Below are 20,539 nucleotides of genomic sequence, written 5' to 3'. Positions count from 1 at the left end.
TTCATGGACTCCGACAGTTTGAATCCATCTTTTTGGGATGGAAACTAGCTCAGAATCAACTTGTGTGTACACGGTAGCCTTTTTAAGGGGGGTTAGGGGGGATCTGTCTTAAGTGAACCGTATTGCGTTTGTACTGAGGACTTCAGTCCTGTGATTTATATGAGGACTTCACTGCTGACTACAAACCAAACCGGATTTTTGGCAATCATAATTCCCAAAAATATGCCATTCCTTCCATGATTCCCCAAGCGCAAGCAGAACCTGCTAAATAATGATTTTCAGTGCCACATTCGCGATGCCATTCTAAGAGTTCTGACAGAGCATTAGCGACGATTACTCCCCGGACATCCTGTTCAAACATATTGATATCATTGCCAGAATCACCGCAAACTAATGTTGCCTCAGATGGAATTTGTAGGCGCTTTTGTAAATAAGTAAGGGCATTGCCTTTATTGCTAGTCTGCGGTAAAATATCCACATCGCGATTGCTGCTAAAAATGATTTGAGCTGCCAGTCCCGATTGAGTTAACTTTTGCTGCAATTCCTGGAGAGTCGAGCGGCTTTCGGTTGCTGGTTCTACACAATAACTGATTTTCCAAGGATTTTGTTCTTTTAAGGATTGGGGTTTAAGCTGGGAAAACTGCTGAGCTAAAGAGGCGATCGCCATTTTATCCCAGTCTTGAGAAAGATATTCCGCCCAATCTAAGTCGAGGGTTCCGTCTTGGTAAATTTCGCTGCCTACACCTGCGATCAAATAGTCGGGTGCTAGCAGTTGCTTTTGGGCAATTAATTCGCAAGTTGAAGCATAAGAACGCCCGGTAGCATAAACCAAACAAATTTGCGAGCGCTTTGATTGCAAGCGCTGGTTTAAAACTTGAGTTGCTTCGTCATCTCCGACTAGCGTGTGGTCTAAATCTGTAACTAATAAAAACTTCATTTTGGGAATTAGTCAGTAGTCAGTAGTCAGTAGTCATCAGTCATTAGTGATTGGGAATCGCTCGCTTCCTAAAATAATTTTAACTATTTATAAGAATTTGTTAAACCAAACACATTTATAACCAAGCTTATCGTTTAAGATTGGCCAAATTTAATTTTCAATAAGTGGTGTGAGTTTTATGGTGAATAATTCAACCTCCGTTAAAGCTTTTTGGCTGTCTTTCTTGATTTCTGGTGCGGCAGTGCCTTTGGGGCCGATCGCCGCAACAGCTCAAATTCAGGATACCTCAACTCCCGAAGTTGCGCTAGAAGCGAGTGCCGTCCCGGAGGCTACCCCAGACGCAGCGCTGGCAGCAGTTAAGATTGAGATACCGCAGTTAGCTGCGATCGCAGAGACTAAATCAGCAATTGATCGCCATTTACCCGATACAGATGCAGCATGGGTGAATCGCGCTTTACCTCAAACAGATATAGCAACAGTCGATCGCCCTTTACCCGATACAGATGCAGCATGGGTGAATCGTGCTTTACCCGAAACCGATATAGCAACAGTCGATCGTGCAACAACAGCCCCAGAAATAACGGGGGCAATTCGCGAATTGCCCCCCCAGGAGTTAGAAATTGCCAACTCTCCTCAGTCTCAAGAAGTTGCTGAAACCAGCAAAGTTGCCGACATCAGCAGCGAGACAGGCACCGCTGATGACCTCAGCATACAAGAAGACGCAGCACAAGTCACCTCTGTTTCCCAACTGTCCGACGTGCGCCCCACCGATTGGGCTTTTCAAGCCTTGCAATCCCTAGTAGAAAGATACGGCTGCATTGCGGGATATCCAGACGGCACATTCCGAGGCAATCGAGCAATGACTCGGTATGAATTCGCCGCCGGATTAAACGCTTGCTTAGACCAAATTACCAAACAACTTGGCGGTTCTACTGGTAATTTAGTCCAGCGAGAAGATTTACTTACTTTGCAAAGATTGCAAGAAGAATTTGCAGCAGAATTAGCTACTTTGCGCGGTCGAGTAGATGCTTTAGAAGCCCGCACTGCCGAATTGGAAGCCAACCAATTTTCAACTACGACTAAACTAAACGCATTTGCTTGGTTTAACCTGAGTGGAGCTTTTGCGGGCAAGCGAGTCCGAGTTGAAGCAATAAATGGAAATGCTGCTCCGCTCGATCGAGTAGCCGGACGCGATCCTGTCACCAACAGACCAATTGTGCAGAGAGTGGACGACCCAGAAATTACTTTTAGCCAGTTAGTTTGGTTGACTCTCACTACTTCGTTTACAGGGAAAGACGAATTGATTACACAGCTAGCGGTAGGTAACGGTAATTCCCCAGCCAATCAATATACTTCTACGGGCTTTTTCAATACATTTGGTACTCCTTTTCTCGATCAAACTGCGGGAGGAAATTCCAATGAAGTTGTCTTGAGGGAACTTTCCTATCGGTTCCCGCTTAGCAACAGCTTGCAAGTAGTAGTCGGGCCGAGGATTAATTTCTACCGCTACTTTGACAACAACAGGTTTAACTTTTTCGTAGACGGTGCGAGCAGCTTTAATTCTAACAACAGCCCTTTGTTAAGCGCTACCAGACGCGGTGCAGGTGCTTTGGTTTTGTGGGATATCGCGCGCGCATTGAAACTGCGTTTTGGCTACTTGGGCGAGAGTACGGAGTTTTTGCCCACTTCCGTCTTTAATTCCGCTTCCAATCCGTCTCAAGGCTTGTTTGGCGGCACGAATACGACTACAGCAGAATTAACATTCAGTCCTAGCGATCGGACTAATTTGCGCTTTTTGTACAGCCGTTCCAACATCCAGCAAATCGGTGGCTTAATTGGATCTCCTAACAGCAAGCCGTTAAACGGTGTGGCAGATGACGGTTTCGGCGGTCGCCTGGGGAATGCGACTGCGAATACTTATAGTTTCAATTTCGATTGGTTAGTCGCTCGGCGCTTTGGTCTTTTCGGCCGCTACGGCTACGCCGAAACCAATATATTTCCCAAGACTAACCGACCCGACGGCACGATCAAAAATCAATCTTATCAGTTAGGACTTGCATTTCCCGATTTGTTCAAAGAAGGAGCTTTGCTTACGGTGTCATATTTAGTACCTTTTGACTTTACTGGCGGTCGGAGGTTTCTAGTTTCTGGCGGAGGGAATGGCGGCACGCAGTACGAAATTGAGGCAACTTATTATTTGCCTCTCACCGACCATATTTCAATCGTACCGGCATTTTATGCGATCAGCAATGCCAATAATTTCGATAACAACCCGACAATTTTTGTGGGCAATTTGCGGACGCAGTTTAGTTTTTAAGTAAATTAGGGCTGACTTGAACCTAATTATAGTATTTTTCAGTTGAGTCAGCTACACATTAATAATCGGTAATGAGGTGCTGACTGGAGATTAGCTGACTCCGTTGAAAACTGCTATATGTAGGGTGTGCCTGAAGCATCTTACGGCGTTAGGGTAGGGTGTCATATCACTTCCGGTTGCATCGTCAGCCGTCAAATCCAGTCCACAGCGATGCCCTGAGCGAAGCCGAAGGGTCAACAATCACGCATGGATGGTGCAATCGAAATTGAGATAATTTATCTGCGTTAATTTGTGTTTATCTGCCTGTATCTGCGGTTTAAAAAAGAGAATTTATTAACCGCAGATGACACTGGATTAACGCTAATTCATGCAGATGAAGAGAAGAGGTAGGAATAATTCCACTGCTAACAGATTTGATATCAAACCACTTGTTGCCTCTCCTGTTCCTCTAATACCAAATCCGGCTTAAATACCCCGTTTATTTCTTAGTCAGTCTGGACTGTGACTTCGATTGGGGTGGAGCGGTTTTAACCAGTCTTATCAAGGGGTTTTTAAAGCGGATTTGGATCAATATCGGTCATATCAAGCATGATATCCTGATTAGCGTCGTCCTGATGTCAACGAATTGGAATTTCGATGATAAATTCAGTGCCTTTACCGGGTTCCGAGAGGCACTGCAATGTGCCGTTGTGTTTTTCAACGACAATTTGGTGCGAAATTGATAAACCTAAACCTGTGCCTTTACCTACGGGTTTTGTGGTAAAAAATGGGTCAAACAAACGCACAATCTGATCTTCTGGAATTCCCAGACCGTTGTCTTTGATCCGAATTAAAATGCTCTTGTCATCAATCGTTGCCGTTTGAATGGTAATAGTAGGAAAGATAGAATTTCCGGTGTCTTTTGCTTGGCTGCTGCTTTCTTCCAAGGCGTCGATCGCATTTGCCAATACATTCATAAATACCTGATTTAACAGTCCGGGATGACAGTTTATTTGCGGCAGTTCTCCGTATTCTTTGATGACTTTAATGCCCTGCCATTTGGCCTTGGCTTTCAGCCGGGTGTTCAACATTAACAAGGTACTTTCTAAACCTTCGTGAATGTCGGCAGTCTTAATTTTAGCTTCGTCTGCCCGCGAGAAATTGCGAAGAGTTTGAATAATTTCTACAATGCGCTCGCATCCTGTCTGCATAGAACTGAGCAATTTTGGCAGGTCTTCTGCTAGAAATTCTAAGTCTATATCTTCAGCTTGTTGCTGAATTTTTTCTGGGGGATTTGGGTACTCTTCTCGATACACCTGTACGATTTCTAACAAGTCGAGAACGTAGCCTCGGACGTGGCAGAGGTTGCCGGCGACAAAGCCAACTGGGTTGTTAATTTCGTGGGCAATTCCTGCTAGCACCTGTCCGAGGGAAGACATTTTTTCGGTTTGTACTAACTGCATTTGAGTTTGCTGCAATTCGTACAAAGCTGTTTGCAGTTCTTGGGATTTTTGCCGATCGCGATCGGCGGCGGCGGCCCGTTCTTCCTCAACTCCGATCGCCCCAGCAATAATTCCAATCAGCTTGCAATCGGCTTCTGTGGGCGCGATCAACTCAGTGTAGACAACGCACAGCGCACCCACGTAATTGTCGCCCAGCCGCACTGCTTGCCCCAGATAGCTTTGCAGTTGGTAGCGGATGACAGCGGGATCGGTTTGGCAGTAGATCGTGTTCTGCAAGTCAGGAATAGCCACAGCCCGATCGCTTCCTTTGTTGCATACGTCGGTGCAGATGTGGCCTTCGGCGCGATCGACCTGCGGGTAGTCCGGCGGCGCTTGCCAAGTTGCGATCGCGCGCAGCAGCCCGTCACCGACATGGCTGTAGATGGCGCAGCTTCCGCCCAAAAGCTCGCCGGCTAAGGATGTCAGGCGCTGGATGTTGTCAGCAGCGTCGGTGGTGAATCCCAAAAAGCACTCGTTGATTTTGCTGAGGCGGTACTCTGCTTGCCTGCGCGCCGTCATGTCGCGGGAGTTGATCACAATTCCCCTCACACTGGGGTCTGCTAGCAAGTTGATGCCCACACCTTCGAGAAAACACCAAGAACCGTCAGCGCGGCGGAACCGTCCTTCTAGGGCGATCGGATCGCCTGGATTTGCGAGCAGTTTTTCGCCGTAGGATATCACCGAGGGCAGGTCGTCAGGGTGGATGAAATCGAGGGCAATAAGATTGGCGACTTCATCGGGTTCGTAGCCTAAAACTCTTTCTACAGAAGGGCTTTCGTAAACAATGCGACCGCTTTTGTCGAGAATAGTAATGATGTCCGAACTGTTGAGAATTAGCGATCGCCACTTAGCCTCATTTTGCAACAAAGCTGACTCAGCTTGTTTGCGATCGGTAATATCCTCTACCATTTGCAAAATAAACTGTGGCGTTCCCTGACTGCTGTCGATGACAGAGGCGCTGAGGCGTCCCCACCTGATGCTGCCGTCTTGGCGGAGGTAGCGCTTCTCGATTTGGTAAGCTTCGCGGGAACCCGCGGCCAATTGTTGGCGCAACTCGCGCGAAACTTGTGCGTCTTCCGGGTGCGCGCAGTCGTCGAGGCCGAAACCCCGCAGTTGAGCTTCCGATCGCCCCAGCATAGCTTGAAATGCCGGATTAGTGGCGATCGCAACACCTTCGAGGGTAGCGACTACCATGCCGATGGCAGCGCGTTCAAAAATTGCCCGAAACCGCTGTTCGCTGTCTCGCAAAGCTGCATCCGCTGCCACTTCCTGCGTGATGTCTCGCCCTGCGACTGCCAAACCTTTGCGCGAACCGTCGGGGTTGAACAGCGGGACTTTCCGCACTTCAAACAAATTGCTGCCGCCTGTGGGCAAGGAGACAATTTGGCGGCTAGAGGTAAGAGTGCCTGCTTGCCATGTGGTTTCGTCGGTTTCCTGCCAAGTTAACAGGATTTCTTTGACTCTCGGAGTGGCGACGGCAGCGAGTTCGGCAGTAGTTTTGCCCTGGTAGTCTGCGGTTTCCCAGCCCAAAAGTTGGAGGGCGCAGTCGTTGGCAATCAGCCACCGCCCCTCGCTGTCTGTGAGATTGATCGCGTCGGGCACGGCGTCGATCGCGGTTTTCAGCCAGTATTCTTGATTTCGCAGGGCTGCTTCGGCGCGCTTGCGATCGGCGATTTCGGCGACGGTTCCTTCGTAGTAAAGGAGTTCGCCGTCTTCGTCGCGGACTTCGCGCACGTTTTCCGAGATCCAGGTATTGCTGCCGTCTTTGCGGCGAACGCAGGACTCAAACTCTTTCAGGGAGCCGTTTTGGCTAATTTCGGCAATGAAGGAAGCGCGGCGGGTGCGATCGGCGTAAAGGTTTTTTGCCGAACATTTTGCGATCAGTTCTGACGGGGAATCGTAGCCGTAGATTCGGGCGAGTGCCTGGTTGGCGCTGAGGTAGCGCCCGTCTGGGGCGGTTTGAAAGATGCCTTCGGTGGCGTTTTCAAAGATGCTGCGGTATTTTGCCTCGGCTTGTTTGAGGGCTTCTTCTGCTTGGAAGCGATCTGTGATATCAGATTGGACGCCGATGAAGTGGGTAACGAGTCCGCTGCTGTCGCGCACGGGCGAGATGGTGAGTTCGTTCCAGAAGGGGGTGCCGTCTTTGCGGTAATTTTTCAGAATTACTTTGCAGTCGTGTTGTTCTTTCAGGGCGACGCGGATTCGATCGAGGGCAGCGCCATCGGTATCCGGGCCTTGCAGGAAGCGGCAGTTGTGCCCGATTATTTCGCTGCGATCGTAGCCTGTAATCCGCTCGAAAGCCCCGTTGCAGTAAACTATAGGCTTGTCCGGCCGGGTAGCATCCGCGATCGCGATGCCGTTGCTGGTAGCTGCCAGGGCGCGATCGTACAGACGAAATACTTCTTCTATTAAATTCGGTGCGTTGCCGCCAGTGCGAGTCGGCGATAACGTTTCAGAAGGAATGCTTCTATCGATCTGCATGAGTTTCTATAAATTTAGTTTATTGTCGAACCCGACTGGCAGCACACCCTAAAGTTTAACAGAATTGCCTGTTTTCCACAGGCAGGAGTTAGAAGGCTATTATGCAGAAATTTGGCGGTAAATCCTACCTAAAAAAAATCTGGCTTTCCTCGTTTTTTTCCTATTTGCTTCTGCCTTGTGCCTTCTACCTTCAAAGGAATCATACTTGTTAATTTATAATAGCTGTTCCAGGGATCACTCTATCTTTGGTATGGTTTGCTTGGCAGGGTTTGGGCGGATTACAAGTTCGGTAATTTATTTTTTCACTTAAATAAAAAATTACTCATCCGGCTCTAGTAAAAAAAATAATTAAATATTTTATAGTTAAATGATTCAAACTCTTCTCTCAAACAAACCGAGAAAAAATTAATTTTGAACGAACACAGCAAGTTCCGAAATATCGTCGATCGCGAAAGTCGGTTCTAGGTCGAGACACTGAGTGCGATCGCCATATCCGTAAGCCGCCCAACAAACATCTATCCCAGCATTTTTAGCAAACAGCAAATCAATCGCTGTATCGCCCACCATTAAAAATTGACTGTTATCCAACTCTGGGAACAGCGGTTTAATAATCGAGTGAAAAACAGCCGGGTTTGGTTTCATAATTATTTCTCCGTTGTCACCTAAAATTAAATCAAAAAAACTGTAAATTTTCAATTTTTGCAGTAACGCTTTCACAAAACTAACGTGTTTGTTGCTGAAAACTACCAGGCTCAATCCCGACTGACGCGCCAACTGCAAGACTTGCTTTGCCCCGGTAAATAACTCTACCTGCTTTTCACCTTCCGTCCGATAATAAGATCGGTAAGTTTCAACCCATTCAGGAATTGCGCTTTCCTCGATCCCCGGATGGAGGATTTTGAAACTATTTGGTAAATTGATGCCGATCGTACTTATAATAGTATCAGCAGCAGGCGGGGTAATATGGAATGTTTCAAAAGTTTTGGTAAAGCAAAATACAATAGCTTTGTGAGTAATTGCCAAAGTGCCGTCGAAGTCAAAAATAATTAACTTGTACTGACTCATATTATTTAAAATTTTCTATATAGCAATCGGAGGTTGGTCCCAACATAATAGCATAATTAATCTCTATTTTACCAATTATAAGTATAATTTTCAAACATTCAAGATGTCAACATGAGTGTCACCGAAACATCAGAAATTCTAGCCACAGATTTCCTAGACCACACTCAATTACCAGACTCCGACGGTACTTTTGGGGAAAACTTTCAAGAACATCCTCAAAGCATCCTGTTAACAACATCAATTAGACCAATTTTAGACCAAATTCATCCCGACGGGCAATACTGCATCGGTCAAGATTCCGGTATTTATTGGCGAGTAGCCCAACCCCCGGAACCGCCAGAAAGAGGAGCCGAAGCACCTGATTGGTTTTACGTGCCAGACGTGCCGCCAACTCTTGACGGAAATCTGCGCCGCTCCTATGTCATGTGGCAGGAATTAATGCCGCCTCTGATTGTACTTGAATTTGTTTCTGGCGATGGAAGTGAAGAAAGAGATAGGACTCCTCGCGAGGGCAAATTCTGGATTTACGAACGGATAATTCGACCTGCTTTTTACGGCATTTATGAAGTCACAAAAGCACAAGTTGAAGTTTATCATTTGGTAGAGGATCGCTTCGAGTTAGTCCCACAAAATCAGCGCGGACATTACCCGATCGCACAAATACGAGTGGAATTAGGCATTTGGCAAGGGGCTTATCAGGGCGTAGAGTTGCCTTGGCAGCGCTGGTGGGATGCTTCCGGGAATTTGCTGCAGGCGGCCGAGGAACGGGCAGAACAAGCCAAATTGGCGACAGAACGAGAACGCAAAAGGCGCATAGAAGCTGAGCTGGGAATTCAAGCTTTAGAAGCGCGTTTGCCTGAGTTAGAATGTGGGTAATACAATTTTAGATTTTAGATTTTAGATTTTAGATTGGCGATGACTAAGGACTATCGGGTTTGAGATCTTCATAAGTCATTCGCAATTCTTCAATCAAAAAGCTAAATTCGCATAAGTCGCAGGTTCCGATAGGGACACGACAATTCAGTGTCCCTAGGAATATAATGTGCTGTAAAAACCCGATCGCCTAGCAGGCTCCTCAGAAACGATATAAACATTCATCGGTCAAGAGCGAAAATTTGCGTATATTAACTTAAGTATTGCATCACTTTTTGTGTAAGTCCTATGGCACTAATTGTTCAGAAATATGGCGGAACCTCGGTTGGTACAGTCTCGCGCATTCTGGAAGTAGCCCGACGAGTTGTAAAAACAGCACAGCTAGGCAACTCTCTGGTTGTCGTACTTTCGGCAATGGGCAAAACCACCGACGGTTTAGTTAAACTCGCCAAGGAAATTTCCCCAAATCCCAACAAGCGGGAAATGGATATGTTGCTTTCCACTGGGGAACAAGTCTCGATCGCACTTTTGAGCATGGCATTGCAGGAAATGGGACAGCCCGCAATTTCCCTCACCGGCGCCCAAGTTGGCATTGTCACCGAAACCGCCCACACCCGCGCCCGGATTTTGCGGATCGATCCCAATCGGCTGGAGAGTCAGTTAAAAAGCGGTAAAGTCGTTGTGGTTGCGGGTTTCCAAGGCATTGCCGAAGCCGGAGAATTGGAAATTACCACCTTGGGACGTGGCGGTTCCGACACGACAGCAGTGGCCCTCGCCGCAGCGCTGCGGGCCGACAGGTGCGAAATTTATACCGACGTGCCCGGAATTCTGACTACAGATCCGCGCTTGGTTGCCGACGCCCAATTGATGGACGAAATCACTTGCGACGAAATGCTGGAATTGGCGAGTTTGGGCGCAAAAGTCCTCCACCCGCGCGCTGTAGAAATTGCCAAAAATTACGGCGTGCCCCTGGTAGTGCTTTCTAGCTGGAGTGACGCCCCCGGTACGCGGGTAGTGTCCCCACCACCGAAACTTCGGCCTTTGGAGGGTTTGGAGCTCGCAACAGCGGTGGATGCGGTGGAATTTGACTTGGATCAGGCAGGGGTGTCGCTGTTGCGTTTGCCCGATCGCCCCGGAGTAGCAGCGCGGTTGTTTGGGGCGATCGCCCAACAAAACCTCGATGTTGATTTAATTATCCAGTCAATTCATGAAGGAAATACTAACGATATTGCCTTCACCGTGACGCGAAAATCTCTGCAACAAGCCACCGCCGTTGCAGATGCAATTATCCCCACCCTCGGCAAGAATTCTCGCCCAGAATTGGGAGAACCGGAAGTGAAAGCAGAAGAGCGGCCAATAGCTAAAGTTAGCATTGCGGGTGCGGGAATGATCGGTCGTCCTAGGGTAGCCGCACAGATGTTTAAGACTTTAGCGGATGCGGGAATTAACATTCAAATGATTTCCACATCCGAGGTAAAAGTTAGTTGTGCGATCGATGCCGAAGATTGCGATCGGGCAGTTGCCGAACTCTGCAAAACATTTGATGTTGCCAACTCCCCTATTGGGCTGCGTTCATCATCCCAAAAACCGCCTGCAGTCCGCGCCGTTGCGTTGGATCTCAATCAAGCGCGTCTAGCAATTCGCCAATTGCCCGATCGACCCGGAGTAGCAGCAAAACTGTTCGGGCTTTTAGCCGAGGAAAATATCAGCGTAGATACAATTATTCAGTCGCAGCGCTGCCACAATATCGACGGCATATTAACTCGCGACATTGCATTTACCGTCGCACAAATCGACGCCGAAGCTGCTAAAATAGTCCTCGAAAAAGCCGCCCCAGAATTCGGATGGGGCGAAGTAGCAGTCGATACACAAATTGCCAAAGTTAGCGTTGTCGGTTCCGGGATGGTAGCGCATCCGGGAGTAGCCGCAAAGATGTTTGAAGCGCTTTCTCGCCAGCAAATCAACATTCAAATGATTGCCACTTCCGAGATTAAAATTAGCTGCGTTGTGGATGAAGGACAAGGAGTAACTGCTTTGAAGGCAATTCACGCAGCCTTTGAACTTGCCGGCACCGAAAGAATCCAAGTTCCCGCCTAATCAAGTAGGGAAACGGCAGTGCCGTGTCCTTACAAAAATCGAGGAGACGGCATTGCCGTCTCCTAACTTTGGGTAACTTTATTCCTTATCTTCAGCTTCTTGTGAAATTAAAGTCATTGCTTGATTAATAAGTGCCTCTTGATTCACTAACTGCGACAATTCTCTTGGTTCATAACGCCCTTCTTCCACTTCTAGGGAAGCTTTGTTAATAGCTTGTCGATACGCCATTTCTAAAACAATGAGTAACTCTTCTATAGGTAAGTAAAATCCCGCGCCTCTGGGTCGCTTATTTTCCTCCTGAATTTCTAGAACCGAGTTACGAATCGAGATATCCCAAGAGCGAGTTGTGCGATTTTCAGCTTGCTGTTTAATCAGATGCAATAGTAAAATCACTGCATAGCTGCGAATAGTTTTAATGATGTCTTTTTTGCTCATTTCTTCTAGTTCTTCAACTATAGCTAATGACCCAGGTATATCCCCTTTTAGCAGTAAGCTTTTTAAGGTGAGTAATTCTTCCATGACGACTATATCTATCTTGGGTGACTTATATTATAGCTGAAAGTTAGCGCTTGGTTAATGCTAAAATTGTTTAATAACAAAATTAATCTCAAGTAATAGTGTTAACTAGAGTCCCAACTGATTGCAGAAGTCGGGAGTCGGGACATCTTTGTAGTTCCTTCTTTTCATCATACAATAAGTTTTGACTTAATATTTCTTTCGCGATCGCCTCTACCACCGGCACACAAACCGAATTCCCAATTTGCTTGTAACTTTCCCCCGCACTAGGATAACTTTTAAAATCTTCAGGAAAACCCATAAGACGGTAACATTCCTTCAGCGTCAACTTTCTCACCATATCTTGCTCAGGAATGTAGATAAAAAACCTGCCAGATGTTTCTTGCGAAGGAATAGTCGGATGCACTCCATCTACCGAATAAATTCGATTAGGCTGTCTGTGAACCCTCGATAAATGTTCTGTATTTGGCCTCACGCCAGTTTTCCAAGTACCTTTATTTCTGTAACCTACAAACAAAAGTCCCGAATCTTGCTTTCTCGGAGACTCAATTAAAGTATACTCGGATTTGTCCAATATTTCAAAGTCCTCTGTCTCGTCTAGAAATTCCCTGAGTTGCGGAGGAAACTTGCTTTTAAGTCGAGAAAAATTAAATTCTTTACCTTTAGTTGCAATAATGAATATTCTTTCACGATGTTGAGGAATTCCAAAGTCTTTAGCATTCAGCATTTTGTAATTCACGCTGTATCCTAAATCTTCCAGAGTCGCAATAATTACTTTTAAGGTATTTCCCTTGTCATGATGGATTAAGTGCTTGACATTTTCGAGAACAATTACTTGAGGTTGCTTTATTTTGATAATTTTACAAATATCAAAAAATAGCGTACCTCTAGTATCTTCAAAACCCAGCTTCTTGCCACAGATGCTAAATGGTTGGCACGGAAACCCGGCGACTAAAATATCAAAGTCTTCTAACTCGATGGGATTAATTTTACTTATATCTGCAAAAGAAATCTCACCGAAATTATCCGTGTAAACTTCTCGGCATTTGCTGTTAATTTCGCAGGAAAAAACGCATTCAAAGCCCTGTTTTTCAAAACCTTGTCTGAAACCTCCAATTCCTGAAAATAAATCTATAAATTTCATTTATAATTTAATGCAAAATATTACTCAACCCAATGATAACATATTTTGTTTATAGCTCTTTTTTTACTCTGCGTTCTCTGCGCTCTCTGCGGTTCATTCTATCAACTTCAACAAATCTTTCTACAGTCCTCAATCTTATACCAATCATTAAAAGTCGCACAACCGAGAGCCGGACACGGCAATGCCCTGTCCCCACAGATATCGCGTAGAATGTCGATCGCCCGAAACTTCCCCCCGCATTCAACCAACCAACCTGCCAAACTTGTCCCGCAGCCGACTAAACTAGAAATAGCAAAAAAAATATAGCTATTGTTTACTTCCTTTCACCAACCATGAGTCAAACCTTGGAAAATCTCACCGCAATCGATGACAGCCTATCCAAACGCCACCTCGACCTCGATCCAGGCGGCTACTTCATCATCTATCTCGATCGCGAAACCAGCTTAATTTGTGCCAAACACTTCACCAACATCATCGACGATCGCGGCCTCGCAGTCGATCCCGAAACTGGTAAACCCATCCCCGCCCGTGGCAAAGTAGAACGCACTGAGGCCACACTTTTTACCGCTAGAACCGCCAAAGAACTTTGTGTCAAAATCCTAGAAGAAACCCGCCCCAGCCCGGTGACAATGTTAGATCACGCGGCTTATCTGGGACGGGAATTTGTACGGGCAGAAATTGCATTGTTGAGCGATCGAGAATACGTTCAAGATTAGTCCAGCCGCGCCAGAATTTCTTGACAAAACGGCAACCGATCGAATTTATCAGCACCCGATCACGAAAAACCTTGATACCAGAAATAAGTCACCATCGGAATCACTGTCGCCAACACCAACAGCACAACCACAACAACTGTGGCATTGCCTTGGTCTGTTTCTTCAGCTTTTTTAAACGTGCCTTCAACTTGAATGTTGTCAACAACTTCAGGAGGACCCGGATCGGGTTCGCCCGACAAAACAGTTGCAATGCGCGTACTTGCAGCCGCAAATGCCTCGTTGTATTTATTCGCTTCCCGCAGCGGCACTTGCACGGTTTCCCCAGCCACACTCTGGGCAATTTCATCGGTTAGCAGGGATTTCACCCCTTCCCCCGTCCGAATTGCCGCACTGTTGGTAACAGTGTCGAGAACGAGTAAAATTTGATTAGTCTGGTCTTCTTTTGCAGGAAACCACTGTTCAAACAATTGGTCGGTGAAAGTGGCAGTCGTTTCGCCGTAGTCTAAGCGGTGGATGGTGACCAACCTGACTTGTTTCCCTGTTTTGTTTTCCAGGTTGTCGAGCACGCTGCTGATATTGCTTTCGCTGCTGCGGCTGAGCACGTCGCCTTTGTCGAACACCCAAGTACGATCGCCCGCCGACAACACCGGCATTTCGTACACGCCAGTCGCCAATGCCGGTAATACCGCCATCTGCGATGCGATTAGGGCGATCGCAAGCGCCGCCGCCAAAGGTTGGAGATATTTTCTCCAGTTAAATAATTGCTTGAGGAGTCTAGTCATGAGGTTAACCGTAAAACTGACTTTTTTCCAAAAATACTATAGAAACCCCCGTAAAATTCATTTTATGCAGGGCAATATTTACAATTAGCTCGCCAGTGGAACTCCCCACCCGATTATTTTAGGATTCTAACTATGGAACCAGCAGACACTTATAAAGGTTGGATTATTCAATCCCAGAAAGTCTTCTACGTCGAGGTTTGGGATAGCCGCGGCAACCGTCACGTCGCCGTCCAAAATGCCAAGACTGAGGAGGAAGCTTTGGAATTGGCCAAAAAGTGGATAGACAAATATGAGTCAAAACCCGGAAGAATCGCGATCGACGTACCCCATCCTTTCGGAGACATGATCGATATGCCGTTTTAACTCAGTTGACTGTTGACTGTTGACTGTTGACTGTTGGCTGTTGACTGTTAAGATTACAGCTTGTAGGTTGCTCTGCGCTAGAGACAAAACCTCTTCAAATCCAGAAATTAGGGGATGGGACGCACCCAAAGACTATGCCAGTTGCCTCCTAGACTACATTTGGCAAGAGATAAAATTACGAAATTCCTCGCAATTTCCGCGTATTTTCTACCAAACTCCGAGCAAATTCGTCGAACCTTTCAGACAGTTTTTCATCCAACAATTTACCATCAGGACTAAAAGCTTTCCAAGCTTGTCCGATCGCAATTTGTTCGGGAATTACCCAAGCGTGCACCCATCTCAAAATGGTTCGCAAATCGTTGAGTGCGTTGCTGTTAACTTGCCCTCCCAAAACGCTAATCGCACCCGCAACTTTCCCGTCCAAATGCTCAAAACTCATCAAGTCCAGGGCATTCTTGAGAGCACCGCTGACGCTACCGTGATACTCCGGCGTTGCCAAAATCAAGCCGTCGGCTTGCTTAACCGCATTTTGCAGCTTTTCCACATCCGGGTAATCGAGATAATCATTCTCGCCGTCGCAGAAGGGTAGCTTGAGCGATCGCAAATCGAATATTTCAACTTCCGCGCCCAGGGCCTGCGCCCTCTCTGCTACCACCTTCAACGCTAACTGGCTGTAGGAGCCAGCCCGCAAACTTCCACCAATGCCGACAATTTTTACCATAAAACTTAAAAACAAAAACTGATTCCCTAAAGCGTACTCATTACGAGTATGATTAACATAGCAAGTTCGATCGACAACTGTCAAGTAAAGTTTCCGATGTAGAAAATAGAAGGAAGAACAGAAGGTTATGGGTAGGAGGGGTGAGTGATCATAAGCCCGGTCAAGGAAAACAGACTCGGCTCGTTCACAAGCCACTATTTTGAGGGGCATCTTAAGATCCCCGCGAGAGATCAACCCATTCAACACCCGCCATCTTGTTAAAATAAATGAACGTAGCAAACCACAAGCGGTCAATCTTGGCAGTATTCAACAAGCGGCAAAGCAATATGAAAAATTCTTGGAAACACGCATGGCTGGGGCATCTAGCTGTAAACAAAGACAAATCGAGCCAGAATCATAAAAAATCAATTCCAGGACGGAATCTTTGGCGCATCCTGGGCAGTTTGGTGATTTCTCAAGGAATATTGCTCTCGACCCCGGTGTTTGCCGAGAGCACGCCAAACACCATGAGTTACAGCCAACTGATCGACAACATAGAAAAAGGCCAAGTCAGTAAAATCGAAGTAGACGAAACTCAAAAAACTGCCAAGGTTAGGCTAAAAAATCAAAAAAGCGATCAAACCCAATCAGTTAGTCTGTTCGACTACAACAACCGAGAACTGTACTCGCAAATCCGCGCCAAAAAGATTGACTTTGAAGTCAAACAAACAGCCGACAACGCCGCCGCAGTCAGTTTAGTAGTAAACTTGCTAGTGATTTTTGCTGTGTTGGCAGTGTTGATGGCAATCCTGCGCCGATCGACCCAATCTCAAGGAAATGCCATGAACTTCGGCAAATCCAGAGCCCGTTTCCAAATGGAAGCCAAAACCGGCGTGATGTTCGACGACGTAGCAGGCATCGAAGAAGCTAAAGAAGAACTGCAAGAAGTCGTAACCTTCCTCAAAAAACCCGAACGCTTCAACGCCATCGGCGCCAAAATTCCCCGAGGAGTTCTGTTAATCGGGCCTCCAGGAACCGGCAAAACAATGCTGGCAAAAGCCATCGCAGGCGAAGCAGCCGTCCCCTTCTTCAGCATCTCCGGTTCCGAATTTGTCGAAATGTTCGTCGGAGTCGGCGCCTCCCGCGTCCGCGACTTGTTCAAGAAAGCTAAAGAAAATTCGCCCTGCATCGTCTTCATCGACGAAATAGACGCCGTAGGAAGGCAGCGCGGCGCTGGTATCGGTGGCGGCAACGACGAACGCGAACAAACTCTCAACCAGTTGCTGACAGAAATGGATGGCTTTGAGGGTAACAGTGGCGTGATTGTGATTGCAGCTACTAACCGGCCCGACGTACTCGATACCGCCCTGCTGCGGCCAGGCAGGTTCGATCGCCAAGTAACGGTAGATTTACCCAGTTACAAAGGGCGTTTAGGGATTTTGCAAGTTCACGCGCGCAACAAAAAACTCGACCCAGAAGTTGCCCTAGACACGATCGCCCGTCGCACTCCCGGCTTTTCCGGCGCTGACTTGGCAAACTTGCTCAACGAAGCAGCAATTCTCACCGCGCGGCGTCGCAAAGACACTATTAGCAACTTAGAAGTTTACGACGCGCTCGACAGGATCACGATCGGGCTGACGCTCAACCCGCTGCTGGACAGCAAGAAAAAGTGGATAGTAGCATACCACGAAGTCGGACACGCCCTAGTCGCGACCATGCTCAAAAATGCCGATCCACTTGAAAAAGTAACGATTATTCCGCGTTCTGGCGGCATCGCAGGCTTTGCTAAGTTTTCCCTCGACGACGAAATGCTCGATAGTGAAGGTTTGAGGAGTCGAGCTTGGCTGTTAAGCCAGATTACAGTAGCCTTGGGGGGACGGGCGACAGAGGCTGAAATTTACGGCGATGCTGAAGTAACTATGGGTGCCAGCGGCGATATCAAAGCTGTTAGCAGTCTCGCGAGGGAGATGGTAACGCTTTATGGAATGTCGGATTTGGGGCCTGTGGCTTTGGAAAGTCCGAACAATGAGGTGTTTTTGGGCCAGAACTGGAATTCGCGAGCGGAGTATTCCGAAGAAATGGCAATCAAGATCGATCGCCAAGTCCGGGAAATTGCCTTTAACTGCTACGAAGAAGCTCGCCGAATTATCCGCGAAAACCGCGCTTTGGTAGACAAGCTTGTTGAAGTGCTGTTGGATGAAGAAACGCTCGACGGCGATGAATTCCGCCAAATTGTCGAGCGGTACACCGAGTTGACCAAAAAAGAGTTGGCACCAACGTAAAGAGTCATTAGTCATTAGTCATTAGTCATTAGTTATTCAATTGTAGTGAGGACTGTATTCCTAATTATCGAAAAAATAAGGACTTTATTCCTTACTACAAACCAATAAAAATGACTACTCACTAATGACTAAGGACTACTAACTAATGACTAATTAAGATTGTTGTGCGTACATTTCCCGGAGTACCAAAGCCGGGTCTACCCAGCGGCCGCCGTACTTCAATCCCCAGTGCAAGTGAGGCCCACTCGTGCGGCCGGTCATCCCAACTCTGGCAATTCTCGCACCCGCAGGCACTGTTTGACCTTGCCAAATTTGCAAGGTACCTTCGCGATCGGTATAATAACGCCCGCCGTTAGCCGTTAGCACTCGGCCTCGGAGGTGACAGTAGATGTGTTCCCAATCTCCCGATCGCACCACCATACCAGTACCGCATCGGCCATCTTCCCAAACTTCCACAATTTGGCCACCCCACCAATTGCGGATATAGCTGCCTTCCGGGGCCGCCATGTCCAAACCGTAATGAAAATCCCCGCCACGGGGGCCGAAGGCGGAAGTGTATGTTTCAAAGTTTTCGACTGGAAAAGAAGCTTCTTGCCACAAATTACCCGTCGCTACTCTGCTTGGTAAGCCTGACTGAGCTTTGACCACCTGCTGCTGTAAATAAGGGCTGATCAACACAATGCCGATCGAAAGTGCCAGCAACAGCATCTGTCTGAGACGAAAAAAGCGTTTTGCCGTCAGTGGGCCTCTAGAGTCTTGCAGGATTTTTTTCACGGCTCAAAGTTAAATGTGTGTGTGAGTGTGCGTTGTCTGTTAGGCTCACATCTTGCACCTTTGTCAATCAAGCTTTCAGGGGCGGGCTTTCCGGCCCACCCCACAAAAAAATCATTCTTTGTGGAACGGGCCCCAGATCCCGTTTCTGAGGTGCAAGATGTTAAGTTATGCCAATTCGCTGCAAGATTGGCTTTGAGCTCTACCCGCGATCGCGAATCAGTTTATCAACAACGTGTATCTTACTCCATCCAAAACCCGTGTCAAGGCTTCCGGGTAAATGCCCAGGGGTGATAAAAAAAATTTGCCGAGGAATTCGTGCTGCGGTTGAATTCGATCGAGCTTTTGCTTGACACTATAGTTAAGTTCGGGGATTTTGGATGTTATCCAAAATCTCAAATTCATCACAAACATCAAGCAATGCTTACTGAAATTTTTCCCTTTAGTTTTGCCATAGACGCAACTGCGATCGCCGGTGCGTCCTTGTGGTCTTTGGCCCTGTATTGGGGTCTGTCGCCCCTCACAGAATGGGTAATCCTGCAACTCAACCGCTGGATGAATTTTGCTGAGAGATCCCTCTACACCTCGGAAGCGGAGTTTGAAAGAACCCGCCAAGCCAGAGAAGCTCAAAATGCCTTTTACGCTTCGCTGTTGAGCATTGTGCCGTTTTTGATTGCGGGCGGATTGTGTAATTGGGGCGTAGAATTTTCTCTGGGTACTGGTTGGGCGGTATCTATGGGTACGATCGCCTGTATTGGCGGCGGCGTGTACGAGCTCGGCCGCCGTGACGCTCAATCTTAGGCGATTTTAGATTTTGGATTTTGGATTTTGGATTGCTGAGGATATTCGGGGATTCGCAGGGTTCTAGAATAAACGATCGTCTCAAATCCAAAACTCAAAATCTAAAATAGACGAGCAATTACATAAATCTTTGATAGAGCCGGTCAACCGCCGATGCTAGGCAGATAAACGCAGATAATTGCCTGTTATGGCGAGGCAATGAAGGCAATTTAATTTTCCAAATTCATCATATATTTCAACCGTAATTTGACTCAGGATGTTTGCCTAAAAGCCGCAGTTGCCGTTCTGTAGCAGTAGCGATAATTTCGGGGTTAAACTGCCACGGCCAAGGCGAAAATTTCTGGGCGATGTTGCGGTGGGAATAATGCACTTGCAGTAAGTAGCGAGTTCCATCTGTTGTCGTATTTTTGCCGCCGGAGTGCCAAATTTCACTGCGGAAAAACAGCACATCTCCTGCTTTGCACAAAACTGGTTCTGGGGAGTGTCCGTTCCAAGTTTCTTCCCCGCGTTCTGGTTTTCGACCAGATTTGTGACTACCAGGAATAATGTAGGTAGGACAGAGGTCTTCTGCGATGTCGCTGAGATAGAAATGGGCTGTACAAATCCATACTGGCAGTTGAAAAGTGCGATCCTCTCCGAGGGCTGCGCTAACGGCAAACACGCTTTCGGGCACGGGCACAAACACCTGATCGACGTGGACACGCCAACCATCATAACCGGGCCCGCTTTTCCACGCAGTCATGCCGATAATATGGCAATCGCTGCCCATTAATGCTTCGGCTAACTCAATTATACCCGGTCGATCGGCATAGGAAAGCCACAGCCGATCGCGATTAAAAACGCATTTAAAATGCTGGTTCAATTCACTCCAACTGCTACCATCGAGTCCGAAGGGTTGCAGGCGATCCAGTGCTTCCTTGGTTTGCGCCACCTCCGACGGACTGAGTACACCAGGAATCAGCGCAAAACCATCTTCATGCACTGCTTCTGCTAGACCTGCGGTATCCAAAAGATCACAAGTCTTTTGCCGATAGCTGAAAACTTCGCTTAACGTGCTTGCGTTCATAATTCCAAAAGTAAAATTATTAACTGTTATTAAATTAACACTTATTCTGCTCGATACTTGCATACTATGAAACCAACCACCCGGTTTATTGGTACATCAGGACTTACACAAAATTTAATTATGTAGGGCACGCACTGCTCACATTAC

Annotated in this window: 16 protein-coding genes; 7 read left to right on the top strand and 9 right to left on the bottom strand. The window is 47.1% G+C overall.

Annotation, left to right across the window (positions count from 1 at the left end; genetic code table 11):
• Window positions 1–205 precede the first annotated feature (205 nt).
• On the bottom strand, window positions 206–937 hold the full coding sequence (locus tag QUA40_RS13430) for a sucrose-phosphate phosphatase (RefSeq protein WP_333126352.1): 732 nt from the start codon (window positions 935–937) through the stop codon (window positions 206–208).
• Window positions 938–1,115: 178 nt separating this feature from the next.
• On the opposite strand from QUA40_RS13430, the gene QUA40_RS13425 reads away from it, so the two are divergent.
• Window positions 1,116–3,254, top strand: a complete 2,139-nt coding sequence (locus tag QUA40_RS13425; protein WP_333126349.1) for an iron uptake porin — start codon at window positions 1,116–1,118, stop codon at window positions 3,252–3,254.
• A gap of 617 nt (window positions 3,255–3,871) precedes the next feature.
• On the opposite strand, the gene QUA40_RS13420 is transcribed toward QUA40_RS13425, so the two are convergent.
• Together QUA40_RS13420 and QUA40_RS13415 are read right to left on the bottom strand one after the other, a co-directional pair.
• Window positions 3,872–7,216 carry a PAS domain S-box protein gene (locus QUA40_RS13420; protein ID WP_333126347.1) on the bottom strand — a complete coding sequence of 1,115 codons (3,345 nt, stop codon included), beginning with the start codon at window positions 7,214–7,216 and terminating at the stop codon, window positions 3,872–3,874.
• Between the two features lie 405 nt (window positions 7,217–7,621).
• On the bottom strand, window positions 7,622–8,281 hold the full coding sequence (locus QUA40_RS13415) for an HAD family hydrolase (RefSeq protein ID WP_333126344.1): 660 nt from the start codon (window positions 8,279–8,281) through the stop codon (window positions 7,622–7,624).
• A gap of 111 nt (window positions 8,282–8,392) precedes the next feature.
• Between QUA40_RS13415 and QUA40_RS13410 the strand changes: the two genes are divergently transcribed.
• Together QUA40_RS13410 and QUA40_RS13405 are read left to right on the top strand one after the other, a co-directional pair.
• Window positions 8,393–9,157, top strand: coding sequence for a Uma2 family endonuclease (locus tag QUA40_RS13410; RefSeq protein WP_333126341.1), 765 nt, complete (start codon window positions 8,393–8,395; stop codon window positions 9,155–9,157).
• Between the two features lie 285 nt (window positions 9,158–9,442).
• The gene (locus QUA40_RS13405; protein ID WP_333126338.1) at window positions 9,443–11,251 is read left to right on the top strand and encodes an aspartate kinase; all 1,809 of its coding nucleotides are present in this window, start codon (window positions 9,443–9,445) and stop codon (window positions 11,249–11,251) included.
• A gap of 78 nt (window positions 11,252–11,329) precedes the next feature.
• On the opposite strand, the gene QUA40_RS13400 is transcribed toward QUA40_RS13405, so the two are convergent.
• Both QUA40_RS13400 and dcm read right to left on the bottom strand, forming a co-directional pair.
• A complete protein-coding gene (locus tag QUA40_RS13400) occupies window positions 11,330–11,770 on the bottom strand; it encodes a DUF29 family protein (protein ID WP_333126335.1) in 441 nt (146 codons plus the stop codon).
• An 88-nt stretch (window positions 11,771–11,858) separates the two neighbouring features.
• A complete protein-coding gene (gene dcm / locus QUA40_RS13395) occupies window positions 11,859–12,911 on the bottom strand; it encodes a DNA (cytosine-5-)-methyltransferase (RefSeq protein ID WP_333126332.1) in 1,053 nt (350 codons plus the stop codon).
• A 332-nt stretch (window positions 12,912–13,243) separates the two neighbouring features.
• Between dcm and QUA40_RS13390 the strand changes: the two genes are divergently transcribed.
• Complete coding sequence (locus QUA40_RS13390; RefSeq protein ID WP_333126329.1) at window positions 13,244–13,627, top strand: DUF4346 domain-containing protein; 384 nt, start codon at window positions 13,244–13,246, stop codon at window positions 13,625–13,627.
• A 59-nt stretch (window positions 13,628–13,686) separates the two neighbouring features.
• Here QUA40_RS13390 and psb32 read toward each other — a convergent pair whose 3' ends face one another.
• The gene (psb32, locus tag QUA40_RS13385) at window positions 13,687–14,409 is read right to left on the bottom strand and encodes a photosystem II repair protein Psb32 (protein WP_333126326.1); all 723 of its coding nucleotides are present in this window, start codon (window positions 14,407–14,409) and stop codon (window positions 13,687–13,689) included.
• A 132-nt stretch (window positions 14,410–14,541) separates the two neighbouring features.
• Between psb32 and QUA40_RS13380 the strand changes: the two genes are divergently transcribed.
• Window positions 14,542–14,772, top strand: coding sequence for a hypothetical protein (locus tag QUA40_RS13380; protein ID WP_333126324.1), 231 nt, complete (start codon window positions 14,542–14,544; stop codon window positions 14,770–14,772).
• Between the two features lie 175 nt (window positions 14,773–14,947).
• Here the strand turns inward: QUA40_RS13380 and QUA40_RS13375 are convergent, their stop codons facing one another.
• Window positions 14,948–15,493 (bottom strand): NADPH-dependent FMN reductase, encoded by a 546-nt coding sequence (locus QUA40_RS13375; protein WP_333126321.1) that lies wholly within the window; start codon window positions 15,491–15,493, stop codon window positions 14,948–14,950.
• A 326-nt stretch (window positions 15,494–15,819) separates the two neighbouring features.
• Between QUA40_RS13375 and ftsH the strand changes: the two genes are divergently transcribed.
• A complete protein-coding gene (gene ftsH / locus QUA40_RS13370) occupies window positions 15,820–17,754 on the top strand; it encodes an ATP-dependent zinc metalloprotease FtsH (RefSeq protein ID WP_333126362.1) in 1,935 nt (644 codons plus the stop codon).
• Between the two features lie 153 nt (window positions 17,755–17,907).
• Here the strand turns inward: ftsH and QUA40_RS13365 are convergent, their stop codons facing one another.
• A complete protein-coding gene (locus QUA40_RS13365; protein ID WP_333126358.1) occupies window positions 17,908–18,462 on the bottom strand; it encodes a M23 family metallopeptidase in 555 nt (184 codons plus the stop codon).
• A gap of 483 nt (window positions 18,463–18,945) precedes the next feature.
• Here QUA40_RS13365 and QUA40_RS13360 point away from each other — a divergent pair, with 483 nt between their 5' ends.
• A complete protein-coding gene (locus QUA40_RS13360) occupies window positions 18,946–19,326 on the top strand; it encodes a hypothetical protein (protein WP_190745204.1) in 381 nt (126 codons plus the stop codon).
• A gap of 235 nt (window positions 19,327–19,561) precedes the next feature.
• Here QUA40_RS13360 and QUA40_RS13355 read toward each other — a convergent pair whose 3' ends face one another.
• The gene (locus QUA40_RS13355; RefSeq protein WP_333126317.1) at window positions 19,562–20,392 is read right to left on the bottom strand and encodes a phytanoyl-CoA dioxygenase family protein; all 831 of its coding nucleotides are present in this window, start codon (window positions 20,390–20,392) and stop codon (window positions 19,562–19,564) included.
• Between the last annotated feature and the right edge of the window lie 147 nt (window positions 20,393–20,539).

This window comes from Microcoleus sp. Pol11C3, assembly GCF_036701485.1.
Classification (GTDB): Bacteria; Cyanobacteriota; Cyanobacteriia; order Cyanobacteriales; family Microcoleaceae; genus Microcoleus.
The sequence above is the reverse complement of the archived record's forward strand: the minus strand, read 5'-3'. Positions and strand labels throughout refer to the sequence as shown.